Source organism: Streptomyces sp. NPDC025273 (assembly GCF_040638585.1).
In the GTDB taxonomy this organism is placed as follows: Bacteria; Actinomycetota; Actinomycetes; order Streptomycetales; family Streptomycetaceae; genus Streptomyces; species Streptomyces cinereorectus.
The window spans coordinates 11,835-28,032 of record NZ_JBEZYP010000014.1; the positions used below are offsets into that span (position 1 = coordinate 11,835).

13 protein-coding genes and 1 tRNA gene are annotated in these 16,198 nt (G+C 71.3%); 5 read left to right on the forward strand and 9 right to left on the reverse strand.

All coding sequences use genetic code 11. The features are described from left to right. Positions 1-101 precede the first annotated feature (101 nt). The gene (locus AB0F38_RS22225; protein ID WP_361896020.1) at positions 102-3,401 is read right to left on the reverse strand and encodes a DUF4132 domain-containing protein; all 3,300 of its coding nucleotides are present in this window, start codon (positions 3,399-3,401) and stop codon (positions 102-104) included. 1,176 nt (positions 3,402-4,577) lie between these two features. Then, positions 4,578-5,873 (reverse strand): N-acetylmuramoyl-L-alanine amidase, encoded by a 1,296-nt coding sequence (locus tag AB0F38_RS22230; RefSeq protein ID WP_361896023.1) that lies wholly within the window; start codon positions 5,871-5,873, stop codon positions 4,578-4,580. A gap of 120 nt (positions 5,874-5,993) precedes the next feature. Here AB0F38_RS22230 and AB0F38_RS22235 point away from each other — a divergent pair, with 120 nt between their 5' ends. The 4 genes from AB0F38_RS22235 to AB0F38_RS22250 are packed head-to-tail and all read left to right on the forward strand — an operon-like array spanning position 5,994 to position 7,096. Then, complete coding sequence (locus AB0F38_RS22235) at positions 5,994-6,158, forward strand: hypothetical protein (RefSeq protein ID WP_361896026.1); 165 nt, start codon at positions 5,994-5,996, stop codon at positions 6,156-6,158. After that, the gene (locus tag AB0F38_RS22240) at positions 6,159-6,341 is read left to right on the forward strand and encodes a hypothetical protein (protein WP_361896029.1); all 183 of its coding nucleotides are present in this window, start codon (positions 6,159-6,161) and stop codon (positions 6,339-6,341) included. It abuts the gene before it with no gap. 37 nt (positions 6,342-6,378) lie between these two features. Then, positions 6,379-6,720 (forward strand): hypothetical protein, encoded by a 342-nt coding sequence (locus AB0F38_RS22245; protein WP_361896032.1) that lies wholly within the window; start codon positions 6,379-6,381, stop codon positions 6,718-6,720. Continuing rightward, positions 6,704-7,096: a hypothetical protein gene (locus tag AB0F38_RS22250; RefSeq protein WP_361896035.1), complete on the forward strand. Its 393-nt coding sequence runs from the start codon at positions 6,704-6,706 to the stop codon at positions 7,094-7,096. Before AB0F38_RS22245 ends, AB0F38_RS22250 begins: the two co-directional genes overlap by 17 nt. A gap of 338 nt (positions 7,097-7,434) precedes the next feature. On the opposite strand, the gene selB is transcribed toward AB0F38_RS22250, so the two are convergent. The 3 genes from selB to AB0F38_RS22265 all read right to left on the reverse strand — a co-directional run bounded on the left by selB (position 7,435) and on the right by AB0F38_RS22265 (position 10,646). Continuing rightward, positions 7,435-9,207: a selenocysteine-specific translation elongation factor gene (gene selB, locus AB0F38_RS22255; RefSeq protein WP_361896038.1), complete on the reverse strand. Its 1,773-nt coding sequence runs from the start codon at positions 9,205-9,207 to the stop codon at positions 7,435-7,437. Positions 9,208-9,209: 2 nt separating this feature from the next. Beyond that, positions 9,210-10,529, reverse strand: coding sequence for an L-seryl-tRNA(Sec) selenium transferase (selA, locus tag AB0F38_RS22260; RefSeq protein ID WP_361896041.1), 1,320 nt, complete (start codon positions 10,527-10,529; stop codon positions 9,210-9,212). A 23-nt stretch (positions 10,530-10,552) separates the two neighbouring features. Continuing rightward, a tRNA-Sec gene (locus AB0F38_RS22265) sits at positions 10,553-10,646 on the reverse strand. 56 nt (positions 10,647-10,702) lie between these two features. Here AB0F38_RS22265 and selD point away from each other — a divergent pair. Then, positions 10,703-11,743 (forward strand): selenide, water dikinase SelD, encoded by a 1,041-nt coding sequence (selD, locus tag AB0F38_RS22270; protein WP_361896043.1) that lies wholly within the window; start codon positions 10,703-10,705, stop codon positions 11,741-11,743. Between the two features lie 55 nt (positions 11,744-11,798). Here the strand turns inward: selD and AB0F38_RS22275 are convergent, their stop codons facing one another. From AB0F38_RS22275 to AB0F38_RS22290, 4 genes are all read right to left on the reverse strand, one after another. After that, on the reverse strand, positions 11,799-12,737 hold the full coding sequence (locus tag AB0F38_RS22275) for a penicillin-insensitive murein endopeptidase (RefSeq protein ID WP_361896046.1): 939 nt from the start codon (positions 12,735-12,737) through the stop codon (positions 11,799-11,801). Positions 12,738-12,771: 34 nt separating this feature from the next. Next, complete coding sequence (locus AB0F38_RS22280) at positions 12,772-14,520, reverse strand: glycoside hydrolase domain-containing protein (RefSeq protein ID WP_361896049.1); 1,749 nt, start codon at positions 14,518-14,520, stop codon at positions 12,772-12,774. A gap of 202 nt (positions 14,521-14,722) precedes the next feature. Next, positions 14,723-15,457, reverse strand: coding sequence for a D-Ala-D-Ala carboxypeptidase family metallohydrolase (locus tag AB0F38_RS22285; protein ID WP_361896052.1), 735 nt, complete (start codon positions 15,455-15,457; stop codon positions 14,723-14,725). Positions 15,458-15,665: 208 nt separating this feature from the next. Next, on the reverse strand, positions 15,666-16,169 hold the full coding sequence (locus AB0F38_RS22290; protein ID WP_361896055.1) for a hypothetical protein: 504 nt from the start codon (positions 16,167-16,169) through the stop codon (positions 15,666-15,668). Between the last annotated feature and the right edge of the window lie 29 nt (positions 16,170-16,198).

Sequence of the window (16,198 nt, forward strand, 5' to 3'; positions counted from 1 at the left end):
GCGGCGGTGCCGGCGAGACAGGAGACGATGTCGGCGGCGTTCTACGGGCGGGCGCTGCAGGTGGGGCGGGTGCGGGTCGCTCACTGCGGTCATGGCGCGGCTCACTTGGCGGTGATGTCGGTCAAGTCGGCGAGAATCTCGGAGGCGGTGACGGGGTCGATCTCGCCGAGGTGGTGCGGGTACGTGTGGTTGCGCCAGTAGTCGCCGGGGGCGGCGTCGATCCATATGGTCTCGAGGGTCTGGTCGGGGAACGTGTCGACCATGCCGACGGTGATGCCCTCGTCGAGGGCGATGACGAGGTGGCGGTCGCGGGTGATCGGGCGGGAGAACCAGCGTTCCACACCGTTGTCCTCGGGCGTGCCGCGTTCCCAGCCGCGCTTGGTGAGGCCGAGGAGTTTGCCGACGGGGACGGTGACGCCCTCGAAGCGGGCCAGCCGGTGGCCGGTGGCCTCCGCGTCGGTGAAGGCGTGCACGGGGCGCCCGAGCTGCGGGAAGGGCTGGAGGATCTCGTAGTCGGCGAAGAGGTCGGCCCAGGCCTCGAGTTCGCCCCCCAGATGGAGGGGGTGGGCGAGGCGCACGGTGGCGTCGGCGGGGAGGGTCCATGCGTTGTCGTGGACGTCGGCGAGGGTGAGGTCCTCGGCGACACGGAACGTGGTCACTATGCCGTCGCCGTCGCCGAGCCAGACCAGGCGGCGCACCAAGTGGCGCAGAAGGGGGTGTTCGACGAGCAGCTCGCGGAACTCGGCGGCGGTCCACGAGCGGCCGGTGACCATGGCGGCCTCCAGGCGGCGCAGCTGGTCGGAGGCAATGGTTCGGACCTCCTTCTTGAGGGCGGCGAACCGCTTGCGCTCGGCGGGGGCGAGCTCCGGGTCGTCCTTGACGCCCGGGGCCGGCAGGGCCTTGCGGAGCTTGCCGGTCTCGTCGCGGACACAGGGGCGGAGCTGTTCGTCGAAGGTGACGGTGAAGCGGCGCGGGCCGTAGTCGATGACGGTGCTGCCGTCGTCGGCGAGGCCGAGGTCGGGGACCAGCCGGTCGGCGAGCTGATCGGTGGTGAGGCCGAGCCCTTCGGCGACCTCGTCGATCTTCTCCCGGGCTCGCTTCTTGAGGGCCTTGAACGGCACACGCTGGGAGATGCCGTGCAGATGGCGCAGTGCGGTGTCGGTGCCGATCGCGGCGAGGACGGTGAGGCCCTCGACGGCCCGGTGGTGCGCGTTCTCACCGGGCCAGGCACGCACGAGGGGGGTGAGACGGCGGACGGTTTCGTCGTCGCCGAGGAGGCCGAGGGCGTGGAGGGCCCAGCTGTCCTTGGCCGGCATGCCGTGGAACCGCCACGTCATGAAGAGGGCCCACGCGAACTCGGCGAGGGAGCCGGCGTCGCAGTGCTCGGTGACGGTGGCGAGGCCGGGGTAGACGTCACCGGGCTTGGAGATCTGCAGCATGGTCGTCACGTGGCGGACGGCGTCGGCGGGCAGGGCGCCGCGGCCGCCGGTGAGCCGGATCTGCGGGTACAGGGCGGGGGCGGCCCAGGTGCAGGGGGACGGCATCCTCGCCGGGAGGGCGGCCTCCAGCGGATCGCCGACGAGGAGGTCGGCGACGATTTCCTCGGCTTCGCCGCCGCAGCCGGCGGCGATCTCCCGCACGGCCTCGGCGCCCACCTCTGCGGCGAGTTGCCGCAGGGCGTGCTCGGCGTGGATGCGGCGCGTGCCCGCCGGGCCGACGGCGTCGGGAACGAGGAGGGCGGCGGCGGCCCGGCCGTGGCGGCGGAGCCAGACGAGAACCGTGGGCCTCAGCGACTGGCGGCGCACCAGCCACTCGGCCATCTGCCGGGCCACCTCGACACTGCGGTAGGGCAGCAGCAGGCCGCAGGCGGTGGCCGGGTAGCGGGCGGCGAGCCGGCTCAGCATCGGCAGGGCGTGCAGGCCGTGGCGGGCTGCGACGGGCCTGAGGTAGCTCTCCGTGTCCCAGACGTGCTCGGGGGCGAAGACGTCGAGCAGTGGGCGCACGGCGTCCTCGGGGCCGGTGACGAAGAGGCGGGCGGCGCGGATGTCGCCCCGCCACGTCCCCTGCTGCATCTGCCGGATCTCGCGGGACCAGTCGTGCGCGCGCCACCAGGGGGTTTCGGCGACGACGGTGGCCGCCCAGGCCTCCTGCTCCCCGGGCTTCCAGACCACCTCGGCCTGCGGCGCCCCTGTGACGTCGCGGGCCACGCGGGCCTTTCGGCTGGTGCGCTTCCGGGCCCACGGCGGGGCGACCAGCAGAGCGGGGAGCGCCTCCGCAGGCGCTTCTGCGTCCCGTTCGCCCCGCTTCAGCAGCGGGGCGACGACGGCTGCGGACGCCTCGGGCAGGGCGGGCAACGTTTCCTTCGTGAGCTCCGAGTAGGTCACCACGTGCAGAGGCAGCAACATCCGGGAGAGGGAGGCCTGTTCGCTGTCGCCCGCCGCGGCGGCGGAGAGCAGCCGAAGGGCCCTCCGCGGGTAGCGGTTCATGGCGTCGAGCAGGGCGGGGCGGGCATTACGGTCGCCGCCCTGCTTCAGCAGCAGGCGGAAGGCGTCGTCGGTGGGCAGTTCGGCGGCCCAGCCCGCGACGTCCCGGTGTCCGTCGGATCCGTAGGCTCCGTCGAACGCGTCCTCCAGCAGGGACCCGACGGCGGGACCGAGCCGTTTCGCGAGGGTGGCGAGCAGTTGAAGGTTCCAGCCGTTCCAGCCGAGTCGTGCTCCTTCGCCGATGCGGGCGATCTGCTCCGGCCGGTACAGGGAGAGAAGGAGCATGCGCCGCAGGACGGAGTCGTTCGGTATCGGGCCGTCGCAGCACTCGTCAACCCAGGCATGCTCCTCGGGTACCAGGTAGGAGACCACGATGCGGCGCTCGGCGCTGTCCCGAAAGCCGGCAAGGGCCTCGACGGTCCGCCGTCGGGTCTCCTCGTCGACCGCCGCAAGCAGGTCCCGGATACGGGCGGCGGTCTCCCGTACGTAGTAGGTCTGGTAACCGGTCGCTCTCCGCAGCGCCGCGTCGTACCGTCGGGAACCTGCCTGCATGTAATGGGGGTTGACGCATCCCAGCTCCGCGAGGGCACGGGCGGCGAACGGCAGGCCGTGTTCGGTCACGCAGGCGTCGACGAGCACGTCCACCATCGTGTAGTGCCAGCCAACGGCGATCTCCACGGCGGCTCCGAGCGGAGAAGGACTGCCCTCCCGGTGGGCCCGGCCCTCCTTCACCAGCTCCGGATCGCTGCCGGAGGAGGAGAACATCTCCTCGAACCAGGCCGCCTCCTGAGCGTAGCGGCGAGCGGCCTTCTCCACCACGTCCTCGGCCGGCTTCGCGGCGGCCCGGAGCACGGGCAGGGCCCGCAGCCAGGCGGTGGGCATCTCGAACCGGTCCTCGTCGGCAACTTCCTGGTGCATGGCGCTGTTCCTCCCCGTCACCCGTTGCACGGGGACCTCATGAGCAGTTCCCGATCACGCTAGACGTCGGCACTGACAACGGTCGGGCCCGTGCACGCCCGGGCGGCGGCGCATCCGCATCGCAGGATTCTCTGCCCCTCACCATCAACTTTTCTGTGCTGCCCGCGCTTTCGACCCGCATCAGGTGTGCGGGGCACTGCCTTCCCGCAGATCGCATCCTGCACCGATCGCTGCACCGGCGAAGTGTTGTGCGACTGGAAGGCCAACAGGGGCTCCGGCATGGCTGTACGAGGCAGGTCCACGGGCCGACGAGCGACTGCCACTGCCCCACTCAGACCTCGGCGCGACGACGCTCCGGCCGCCGCCGTGGAGGAAGCCGGCCCATACGAACGGAGACGGGAGAGCTCGGCGCCTCCCAGCGGACAGGCGCGCACCACGCCTACGGGAGACAGGGACGAAGGTGGGCCGCCGATGCATCTTCATCGGCAAGGATGAAGCCTGCCGGCCAGAGGACGGGGCAGGGGCCGAAGTGATCCTTTGGCCGGGAAGACCACGTAAGGGCGTACGGCACCTCGGTGGAGGCCACGGAGATCACCCGGCGTCTCATGGCCACCCTCGGCCGCCGGCCCGGCCCCGCCCGGCCTCCCTCAGTCTCAGGGCGCGGAGGCCGGGCCTGGTTCGCTCGTCGGGTGTCACGGATCTACCCCAGCGACAACCGGACCTGACGGTTTTGCATGGTCGCGATCTGTGTCCACCGACCTCCGTTGAGGCAAGCCGCAGCGTAGTCGCCCCATACGGAGCCATGTCGTAAGGCTCCACGTCCTCGTAACGCACCTCAAGGTCAAGCGCGTCGGCGACGATTCCGGCCTGCCATGCGGTGGTCAGCGCCTCGGGGCCGGTGAGCGTGCAGGCCTTGTCGTTGTGGCCCGGGTCGGTCCCGAGGAGCTCGGGGCGCGCAGGGTCGACCGCGGGGCCAAACAGCCGACTGGATAAGTCCGGTTGCGATGGACGCCCTCGGGCGGCGAGTGGCTGGACATCGAAGTGGGCGAGCGGCAAGAACTTCGCCGTGTCCCGGGCCAAGGGGCTGAACCTGCCCGGGATCGCCGCGTTCTTCGGGACCATCGACACCGTACTGACCCGACGGCGCCCTGAGGTCGGGCGCCGCTGGCGCAGGGCCTACAACCCTTCCTGGACGTCCTGGTCGACCGGGAACTCCTCAAACTGCGTGGCGGGTGCGTCGCTCGCCACGACCCCGTCCGCCGCGAGGGTCACGGGAGGCAGGGACTCGGCCTCCGGCACGACAAGCTCGCTTTCCAGCCCCGCCTGCCCCTTCAGTCCGCGGAAGTTCTCCTCCACCACACCGCCGAGCGCGGCACACCAGGTGCTCAGGTCCACCCACCCGGTGGCCCGGAGCCCGTGCAGGGCCTGCAGCTTGGCGACCGCGACCCACGTCGCCCGGTCGAAGGTGCCGGTCGCCTTCACGGCGTACAGCTTGGCCGCCAGGATCGACTGGACGCCGAACACCGCAGACCCGGTGGCACCCATGCCGATCTCCGGGGCCAGCGCCTCCCAGGTCGGCCCGGTCATCGTGCCGTCCGAGGCGGTGGGGAAGCCGTGCGCGGTCTGGAAGGCACGCACCGCTGCCAGCGTGGCCGGGCCGAAGGCCCCATCCGCAACGAGGTTGAACCCCTGGGTGTTCAGCAGGTGCTGCAGCGTACGGACCGTGGCGCCCGCGCAGGAGGTGAACGTGTCGGGCCAGGTGCGGGCCGGGATGGTGCTCGGGTCCTGGCCGAGGCGCTTGGCGACGTGCAGGCGCAGCAGCGGGAAGGTGGAGTAGAACTTCGCACCGGGGCACTGGGTGTTGTTCCAGTCCCAGTGGCCAGTGATGTTCTGGGCGCCGAAGCCGTACCGGGTGCAGATCGTGGTGGAGAGCTGAACCAGCGACCACCACAGCTTGCCGGTGGGCAGCTCGTCGACATAGGTGCCTTCGTTCTCGATACCGATCGACTGGGTGTTCTGGCCGACGGCGTGCGCGCTGACGATCTGGTATCCGCCGTCCTCGAGCGCGTCCAGGCTTCCGTGCCGGCCTTCCAGCACATGGCCGCCGCGGCTGATGCTGAAGTGATTTCCGGTGTCCGACCAGCCGTTCTTGTCCATGTGGATGTACTGGACCCGCTCGGCGCAGGCGATGGCCGCTTCCATGGAGAAGTCCATCGTGTTCGGGAAGGCCATGTGGTGCACCACGATCCGCCGGGTGGAGCCCGTACGGGTCGACAGCTCCCCGGCAGGCGGCCGGGCACCCCACTCGTCGCAGCTCATGATGTACGCGGTGTCCGACAGGTCGGCCGGAGGAGCGGCCGAGGCACCGCTCGCATCGGCCAGCTGGCCGGCCCCTAGACCGGCGACGGCGGCTGCGCCGGCACCGGCCCGCAGGGCGTTCCGCCGGGATATGTACACAGGCTCGAAGGACATGAGGCGTTCCTCTCCAGGACTGTCCGAGGTCTCTCGCCGCTACGCCACGCTGCTCCGTGTACGTCAGCAGACTGTCTTCCTTCTAACCCGTTGGCTGCCCCAATGTCCATGGTTTTCAGCATGGTTGACCATCTAAACTTCACCGCGCACCACAAGGCGCGGGTGAAGAAATACAAGGACAAGCGCTATTCGGGCCTGCTGGGCAAGGCCCGCTGGGTCAAGGACAAGTTCGCCGGGATGCCGAAGGAGGCGAACGACCTCTACCAGGAGGCCGGGAAGCTGTAAGTGTCCAAGATGCAGGCGGTCATCTCGTCGGTGGCCGACCTGATCGGGGCGAAGCTGGACCGCGCGGAGGGGAGAATCACGCAGGGCCGGGCGGAGTTCAAGGCGGAGGTGGACAAACTCCCCGCCGACGTGGGGAGGTTAGGGGAGGTGGCGGCGCAGGTCTTCGCGGGGAGGTTCGAATAACCTGCTGCTGGGGATTCTGACCAAGGCAGCCTCGGCGATGATGAAGATCATCAAGGATCCGATCGGCTTCCGTGGCGACCTGGTGCGAGCGGTGGGCGCGGCCCTGCACCTCTTGGTCACGAACATCGCCGACCATCTCAAGAAGGGCCTGGTCTCCTGGCTCCTCGGCACTGCGACCAAGGTCCGGCCTCGAACTCCCCGAACGCTGCGCGGCATCATCTCCGGGCATCACTTGGATCGTCTCGCTGCTGAACCCCGCTCGGGACACGGCGGCACCTTGGGGCAGTCTGCACAGCGAGCGAAGACGATGCCTCCGCCGGACGCCGTACGGGTGACGCGCGGCTGGCCCGATCGTCACCGGTTTGAGCCGCCGCAGTGAGGAGTTCCGTTCCCTGTGGGCGTCACGGGAGGTAGGGGACAAGTCGTTCTGTACCAAGAGGCTCCGGCACCCGGTGATCAGCAACGTGAGTCCCTCATTCCGCGCCGATACGGGGAGGTCGTGCGGAACTTCCGGGCCATGGGTCGCCTTCCGTCAACCGACGCGGTTCATGGGCGGGCATTGCCATCGCGCGTCGATGACCTCGGGGCGCGGGAGGCACATGCGCAGCGCGGCGTACAGATGCCCTGCTGCGGCGTGGGCAGCCAGTTGGACTCCCGGGGGACACCATCGACCGCGCCCGGAAGGTGACGCGGGCCCTGCCCGCGGCATCCCTGCTGACCTGCAGGCTTCGGCGAAGGATCTGCACGTGTACTGACCCGATTCAACCGGTCGTTGCAACACCAGCCTGTTGAAGCAGCTGTAGCTGCTCGTTGAAGGCCTCGGCGGGTGTCTTCCAACCGAGCGTCTTGCGGGGGAAGTCGAGGCCGTCGCTCACACTCCCAACAGCAGACGTCCCAGCCACCGCCAGTTCCATACGGAGTTCCGGAGCCGGGACCTCCCGCGGAGCTCCTCCGTCGGACCGCACGGTGCAGGTACGTCCGCACGTGGTACTCCGGCTCTCCGACGATCAACAGATGTCCAACGCTCACCGACCCGTTGACGGTCCAGGCCACGAGTTCAGCCGTGATCCCGAGAAACGGCTGGACCCTGCCGTCACGCCGGCCGCCGCCGGTGCGTGCACCGGCGGCGCTTGTCAGGAAGCACCTGAGTGATGCCCTGACCGTCGCAGTGCTCCAGCAGGGGAACCGTGACGCGTCGGGTGGTGCCCAGGGCACGACTCGCCGTTCCCACGGTGAACGGTTGGTCGAGTTCGCTCAGCCGGTCGGCTGCCAGTCGGGGGGCGTCCGGCAGCAGCACCACGTGCTCCGCGAGCCGCAGTATCGCTCCGTGTCGCACCGCCGCGGCGAGCTCTCGGCGGCCGAAGCCGAGTTCCGTGAGCCGCTGCGCGCGGGGGGCGGCGAAGGGCCGCCCGTCGAGTTCAGCGGTGAGCCGGCGCACCGCGTCCGCCACAGAGGCGGGCTGTGCCGCGAGCCCGGCGGTCACGCGTCCCCGGCTCATCCGCAGCGGCGGCGTGACGAGTGCCTCCACGAGGGAGACCGCCGGCAGCCCCAGACGATGCCGGGCGGCCTCCACCGGTATGCCGTCCTCGGTGGGCCGCTCGGAGAGGTACTCCGCCACCAGTTCGGCCAGCCGGGCGCGCAGGGTGGTCCAGTGTGCAGGGTCGGCGAGCCAGTCCCCCACGACAGGTGCGGTGCGGACTGCCACCCCCATCACGGTCAACTCCCCCCGCCTGACCAGTAGTCGGCGCCGCAGCTCGGCGGCCTCGGCCGGTGCGCCGTGGGCGTCGCCCAGCTCGGCGGCCCGCCGCGCCGCCGCACCTCGGCGCCGCAGTTCCGGTGGCTGGGGGTCGAGCACCGTCAGACCGGCGAGCACCCGTCGCAGGCCGGGATCGCGCAGCACCGCGCGGTCGCCGATGCGCAGCGGAAGTGGTTCCGGCAGGGTCAGGCGGACGAGGTCCGGACCGAGCGGCCGTACGCGTACGGGCACGGCCGCCGAGCCGATGTGGACGACAGCGGTGCGGGGCAGTTCCGGGGCAGGCGTTCCGCCGTGGTGTACGCGCACGTCGCAGCTCAGGCAGGGGAGGAAGCTCTCGGGTGTGAGCAGGGCGTCACCACGGCCCGTCGACTCCTTGTCGAGGCCTCGGAGGTTGACTGCGACGCGGGCGGTGGCCCGCACCAGGCCGGTCTCCTCGCCGAGTGCCTGCAGCCCCCTGACACGCACGGGACGGCCGGAGCGGGCGGTCACCAGGACGTCACCCCTGCGGATCCGCCCCGCCCCGAGGGTGCCGGTGACCACCAGCCCGCTGCCGCGCACGGTGAAGGACCGGTCGATCCACAGCCGCACCGGGGATTCGGCGTCCCCGTCCGGCAGCCGCGCGGCCAGCCTGTCGAGGGCGGCACGCAGCCCGGTGAGTCCCGCGCCGGTGCGGGCGCTGACGGTCACGGTGTCGACGCTGCCGAGGGTGCTGGACCGGATCCGGTCCTGCGCCTGCGCCGTGGCGGGACCCGGGTCGGCCACGTCGCAGCGGGTGACGACGAGCAGTCCGTGCCGTACGCCGAGGGCGTCCACGGCGGCGAGGTGTTCTGCGGACTGGGGCTTCCAGCCCTCATCGGCGGCGACCACGAACAGCACGGCGGGCACGGACCCCACGCCGGCCAGCATGGTGGGCACGAACCTCTCGTGTCCCGGTACGTCGACGAATGCCAGCCGCTCGCCCGATGGCAGATCCGTCCATGCGAAGCCCAGGTCGATGGTCAGGCCACGGCGCCGCTCCTCCGCCAGCCGGTCGGGGTGGGTGCCGGTCAGTGCGTGGATCAGTGTGCTCTTGCCGTGGTCGACATGCCCAGCCGTCGCGATGACCCGCATGATCAGCGCCCCGCCTCACGCAGCACCGCTGCGAGGATGGCGCTGTCGCACTCCTCCGGTACGCACCGGAGGTCCAGGAGCAGACGGCCGCGCACCACCCGCCCGAGCACGGCCGGTTCACCGGTGCGCAGGGGTTCTGCCAGGTCGTCGGGGATGCTGAGCGCGCAGGACGGCAGGACGGTCCCGGGCGCGCCACCTCCTCCGACCACCGCCTCGTGGGGTACGACGCGCGCGTCCAGACCCTGGCGGGCAGCGTCCTCGGCCATGCGCAGCGTGCGGATGCGCAGCTGCGGCAGCGGCATGTGCACGGCCGTGTGCACGGGGGGCTCGGGACCGCGCAGTGTCGCTTCCAGTGCGGCCAGGGTGAACTTGTCCACGCGCAGGGCGCGGGCCAGCGGGTGGCGGCGCATCCGTTCGACGACGGCGGCCCGGCCGAGGACCAGCCCGGCCTGCGGCCCGCCGAGCAGTTTGTCCCCGCTGGCGGTGACCAGGGTGGCCCCGGCGCGCAGGGCCGTGGCCGCGTCGGGCTCGTCCGGCAGCACCGGGTCGGGGGCGAGGAGGCCGGAGCCGATGTCGACGACGACGGGCAGGCCCAGCGAGGCCAGTTCCCCGGGGCCCACTCCCCCGGTGAAGCCGCTCACCGTGAAGTTCGACGGGTGGACCTTGAGGATGAAGCCGGTGTCCGGGCCGGCGGCGTCCGCGTAGTCGCCGAGACGGGTCCGGTTGGTGGTACCGACCTCGCGTATCCGGGCGCCGCAGGAGGCCAGCAGTTCGGGTATCCGGAAGCCGTCGCCGATCTCCACGAACTCGCCCCGGCTGAGCAGGATGTCGCGCCCCGGGGCCAGCGTCACCGCCGCCAGGGCCAGGGCGGCGGCTCCGTTGTTGACCACGTGCGCCGCTTCTGCGGCCGGCACCGCTTCCCGCAGGGCGGCCAAGGCGCCGCGGCCGCGTGGCGCCCGTCTGCCGGTGCCGAGGTCCAGCTCGACGTCCGTGTATCCGCCTGCCGCCGCCATCGCCTCCAGTGCGGACGGCGACAGCGGGGCACGTCCCAGATTGGTGTGCAGTACGACGCCGGTGGCGTTGTGCACGGCTCTCAGTCCGGCCGTGCGTGCGGGGAGCGCGGCAAGTGCGGCGTGAACCGCGTCGCCCGGGCCGATCCGTCCTTCCCGCACGAGCTGTTGGGCGGTGCCGACCGCGGCCTTGACGATGGGCCTGCCCAGCCGTGCGGACGCCTCGCTCAGTCGCGGGTCGCCTAGGAGCACCGTGGTGCTCGGCACCTGCCGCCGGATGTCCGCAGGCGGCTCGTCCGTCTCGTCCGCCACCCGCGCCACCCCTGTCGAAGTCAGCGGAGGCGGACGGGAATCGAACCCGCCTGGCCCGGTTTCCGGACCACACCGATTTTGAAGATCGGGAGGGGCACCAGCCCGCCCAACGCCTCCGGAGCAAGATTGTGGTCCCCGCACACTGCTGGGGCAAGAGGTGAAATGATCGCCGTATGAAGTCAGTTGGCCCCGCCGGACCGGCCACGCCCATCCGGCTGACCCAGTTCGCGCACGGCGGCGGCTGCGCCTGCAAGATCCCTCCGGGGGAACTGGAGGCGATGGTCGCCGGACTGCTGCCGTCCCGGAACTCCGGAGACGCCCTGGGCGGCACCGAGGACCGGCTGCTGGTCGGACTCGACGACGGTGACGACGCCGCGGTGGTGCTCACCGGTGACGGCACCGCCCTGGTCTCGACAGCCGACTTCTTCACACCTGTCGTCGACGACGCCCGCGACTGGGGCCGGATCGCCGCGGCCAACGCCCTTTCCGACGTCTACGCGATGGGCGGCCGGCCCGTCGTCGGGCTCAACCTGCTGGGCTGGCCCCGTGACGTACTGCCCGCGGAGCTGGCCCGGGAGGTCCTGGCTGGTGCGCTCGAAGTCGCCCGCCGCGCCGGCTGCTTCGTCGGCGGCGGCCACAGCATCGACAGCCCGGAACCGCTCTACGGAATGGCCGTGACCGGCCTGGTGGATCCGGACCGGCTCCTGCGCAACGACGCCGGCCGGCCGGGCGTGCCCCTGACCCTGACCAAGCCGCTGGGCGTCGGGATACTCAACAACCGCCACAAGCGGACCGGTGAGGTCTTCGCGCACGCCGTCGCCACCATGGCGGCGCTCAACGACAAGGCCGCTGCGGCTGCCCTGGATGCCGGCGCCGTGTGCGCCACCGATGTGACGGGATTCGGGCTGCTCGGCCATCTGCACAAGCTGGCCCGGGCCAGCGGCGTCACGGCCGTGGTGGACGCCACCGCCGTTCCCGTGCTCGACGGTGCCTGGGAGTCCCTGCGGGCCGGGTACGTCAGCGGCGGCACCCTGCGCAATCTCGAATGGGTGCGCCCGCACCTCGACGCGGGACGGGTGGGCGAGGACCGACTGCACCTGCTCGCCGACGCACAGACCTCCGGCGGGCTGCTGGTCGCCGGGGAGCTGCCCGGACATCCGGTCATCGGGGAACTGGTTCCCGCCGTGGCCGGCACCACGCTGGTGATCCGCTGAGCTCTGCGGACGGCCGCGGGTCCGCGGGCGGGGCCCGGGTCCCGCGGCCGGCTCGCTACCGGTAGCGGATGTGCAGGTGGTTGTCGTGGTTCGCGTAGCTCGTGGTCAGCCCTTCCGAGATCAGCTGCGGGTCGTTGAAGAAGATCAGCTGGACGTGGCCGGGGGCCTTCGCCCGGATCTCCTGCACGAGCCTGCGGGTGGCCGCGCGGTCGTACGTGCTCGACTGCCACGTGATACGCCCCGCGGTGCACTGCGCCGAGTCGGTGCGGGCGGGCCACACGTCGATGTCCATCCCGACTTCGTGGCTGCCGTGGCCGGCGATGTCCCCACCGTGCTCGAAGCCCGCGTCGCCGACCGGCAGTCTGCCGTTCCCGGTGGCGGCGAAGGCGGCGGCGGCGGCCTCCAGCTGGCCGACGGCGCCGGCTGTCGCCCAGTGGGCGCCCGCGTTGCCGTCGGGGCTCTGCGCGCACATCGTGCTGCCGCCGAAGTTGATGTTCTCGTAGTGCCACAGCAGGTTCTGCCAGGTGGCCGGCCCGACGACGCCGTCGGCGCCGATTCCCGCATGGGACTGGAAGGTGCGGACGGCGGTGCCGGTGGCGGGTCCGAAGGCCCCGTCCGCCGAGAGGCCGGCGCCCCGCTTGGCGTTGAGCAGCGACTGGAGGGCCGTCACCGCCGGCCCGTTGTCGCCCTGTCGAACGGTGACGGCGAGCGCGCCCCAGGTGGCGGGCCCGACGACGCCGTCCGCGGTCAGGCCCTTGGACTGCTGGAAGCCCACCACAGCGCTCTTGGTGCCCGAGCCGAAGGCACCGTCCACTGCCACGGGGCGGCCGTGCGCGGCAAGCAGGTGCTGCAGCGCGACGACGTCGGAGCCCCGGTTGCCGTTGCTGGTCAGCGGGAACGCCGCCTGCGGGAAGGCCTGCGCGGGGACGCTCAGTCCGAGGAGCAGGCCCGCCAACGCGGCGAACAGCGTGATGATGCGTGCGAGTCGTCTCACGGTCTCTGCCTCACATTCCTTTTCATTCGCCTGCTCACTTTCCGGACTGGAGGGCGCCCCAGGTGGCGGGGCCGACGATGCCGTCGGCGCCCAGCCCGCGCGAGGACTGGTAGTCACGTGCGGCCTGACCCGTGCCCGAGCCGAAGACGCCGTCTATGGCCACCGTCCGGCCGAGCGCGGCGGTCAGGGCGCGCTGCAACCGGGTGACGGCCTCTCCCGTCGAGCCGCTCTGGACGGTCGGAGTGGATCCGCGGGACAGCAGGGCCGTCCATGTCTTCGCGCCGACCACACCGTCCGCCGTGAGCCCCTTGCCGGCCTGGAAGTTCCGGGCGGCGGCGGTCGTGCCGGGCCCGAAGATCCCGTCGGGGGTGCCCGGGTCGAAGCCGGCGGCCTTCAGCAGGCACTGGGCGGCCTTGACGCGGTCTCCGGTCGAGCCGCTCTGGACGGTGGTGTACGCGGTGAAGTCGAGGTTCGCCCCCGTGCAGGTGGGCGTGGGCGTGGAGCCGTTGCCGACGTCCAGGTAGTCGCGGTCGATGTTGATCGAGTAGCCGCCGTAGGACTCGGTGACCTCGCCCGCGTACTGGTGGATCCGCTGGTGGTCGGACCAGTAGGAGGACGGCACGTAGGTACCGGTGTTGGTGTCGGCGGCGCCGTTCCACCACGCGTAGAAGAGGTGGTCGACGCGTGTGTAGGCGGCGTTGTTGTACTCGGCGGCGGCGTCCTTGATGCCGGAGGCGGCGCTGGAGTAGAAGCCCGACAGATAGCCGCTGCTGTGCAGCCGTTCGGTCCAGCCGGACAGGTACGACAACACGGACGCCTTGCAGGAGGCTGTCGAGGTGTACGCCTCGATGTCGCTGTAGATGGCGCTGCCCGCCGGGATGCCCAGGCCCGAAGCGGCGGTGATGGCGCCGGCCGCCGCGGTGACGCCCTGGGACCTGGCCGTGGCCGGATCGGTGGACATCTTCAGCGAGTAGCTGGTGCAGGGTGCCTGGCGGCCGACATCGATGGGGAACAGGCGCCATCCGTTGTTGGTCTGGCTCGTCACCCAGCTCGCCGTCAGATTCGGCTGGGCGCAGCCGCGGAAGGAGCCGCTGATGTAGACGCCGACCGCACTGTAGGGCGAGCTCGCCTGCCAGGCGTTCATCGCGGCCTGCGAGGGCGCGGCGCAGGCGTCGAAGCCCTTGCCCACGTAGCTGCCGGGTTGCGGTCCGGCCGCAGCCAGGGGGGTGGCGTCGGAGCGCCGGGCCGCGCTGGGCAGCGCGGTGCGCTCGGCGCTCACTGTGAGCTCGGCCGAGGCGAGGACGCCGCGTACGAGGTTCTCAGTCTCCGGCGTGTGGGCGGCGGTCACGAGGACGCCGGCGTCCTCGACCGCGATCTGGATGGTGCCGTTGCTGGACGCGGCGGTCGGGGCGATGGCCTTGCCGCGCTGGGTCCGCGCAGTCGCCGCCGTCGCCTGGCCTGCGGAGCGGGCGGTGATGGGCTCCACGACAATGCCCGCCGAACGACCGACGACTCCGGCGGGGCAGTCGTTCTGCTCGGCAGGCTCGCCCAGGTAGACGGCGGGTCTGTCGAACCGGAGGCAGGCACGCGGGTTCTCGGCCAGATCGACCACCTGCCATTCGGCGGGCACCTCGAGGCGATAGCCGTGGTAGGTGACGCTCTGCAGACCCTCGGGTCGAGAATCTGCCTGGGCGGGGACGGGGGCGGCGAACGCGCCGATACCGGCTAGCACTGCCAGCAGGGCAGTTCTGGCGCGGGCGCGCCAGGGGATCCAGGACGACATCGGTTCACTCCTACTCGGGTGCGGGGGAGAGTGAGGGAGAGCGGCACGGCGGGTCTGCTCCGGTTCGGCCACGAGCGGCGCCTGCCCGTGGCCGGAGGCTGATCGGCCGCGCACCCTGCGGACGGTGCGGGCCCGCCTTCCCCGGGCCGGAGGCCGGCCCGGGGAAGGCGGGCTGCTGTGCGGGTGCGTGGAGACTCGGCGGTCAGACACCGCAGTTGGGCGCGGACCAGGAGCGGCTGGTGCGTCCGTCCACGTGCGTGTGGTCGTTGTGGTCGGGGTAGCCGGGGCCGTAGATGCCGCCGAAGCCGTGCGAGCGAGCCCGCTGGGCGAGCGCGCAGAACGACGGGCTGCCTACCAGGTCGGCGGCGTCACCGTAGAGGTGCCGGCTGTTCGAGGCACCGCCCGCCGCGTTATTGCAGGCCGTGGAGCGGAATCCGCTGGACACGACGATCGGCACGTCGCCCATCGCGTGCCGCATGGCCTCCAGCCTCCACATAGTGCGCAGTCCGTTGGACTTGGCCGTCGCGGCACTGACCGCACCACCGGACCAGTCGGAGTTGCAGTTGTTCAGTTCGGCGTAGGTGAAGTGGATGGGGGTGCAGTCCGGGTCCTGCAGTGCGTAGATCTTGCTGAACGTCTGGGAACCCGCGATGCCGTCCGCTCCGAGGCCGTACGCCTGCTGGAACTTGGTGACCGCGGCCTTGGTCCGCGGGCCGAAGTTGCCGTCGACGGAGAGGATCTCGCCGTAGTCGACGTGCCCGGCCACCCGGATCTGCAACTGGGTCACGTCGGCGCCCGACATGCCTTCGGACAGGGTGCGGCCCCAGCTGTAGCACTCGTCGGCCTGGGCCGGGGCGGCCGTGGCCAGCACCCCTCCGATCGCTGCTGTCGTGATCATGACAAATGACAGGGCGAGCTTGATCGCACGCCTCAACATGGCGCCTCCGTTGTGAGTCCTTCCCGATCCCCCGCTAGAGGGCTGAGGCGAGTTTGACGCCCCTCTCTGTGGCGTGTCCACACCATCCCCATCTGCCACAGGACCAGACCTCCGGCACAACTGACTCACGAGCAAGGGAAGTTGCGTTATCTGATGCAATGCGATGGACGGCCCCCGGCCGGGGGGTCGGCGAAGCGAGGTGACGACGCTACTGCCGGACCGTGAGGGCGGCAGCGGCGATCAGCGCGGAGCACACGACGGTCATGCCGCTCAGCCGCGCCGCGAGAAGGTCGTCCCAGCGCTCCCCGTCTCCGGAGAGTCTGCGCAGAGCCGGGGTGAGTGCCCGGCCCGCTCCGAAGCCGAGTCCGACGGCCAGGGCGGGCGCGTAGGAGCCCCCGGAGAGGAGCACCGCTACCGCGATCGCGTACGGCGCGCTCGCCGAGACATAGGTGCGCACACCCGTACCGAGCTCAAAGCCGAACTGCAGCGCGCCGCGCGCCAGATGACGGCGCAGGACGTCCTGCGGGATCTGCCGGGCGTTCTGCGGCAGCCGTAGCGACAGCTTGCCCGCGTCGCGCAGCGCGGCGAGCAGTACGACCGCCACGATCAGCCCTTGCCGCACGACGACCGGGAGCGGCGTGAAGAGACCGGACAGGAGCCACAGCACCCCGGCCGTCAGCACCCCGCCGGCCAGCAGACCGCAGGTGAACACGCCGAGGACCAGCGCCTGCCTGTACGTTG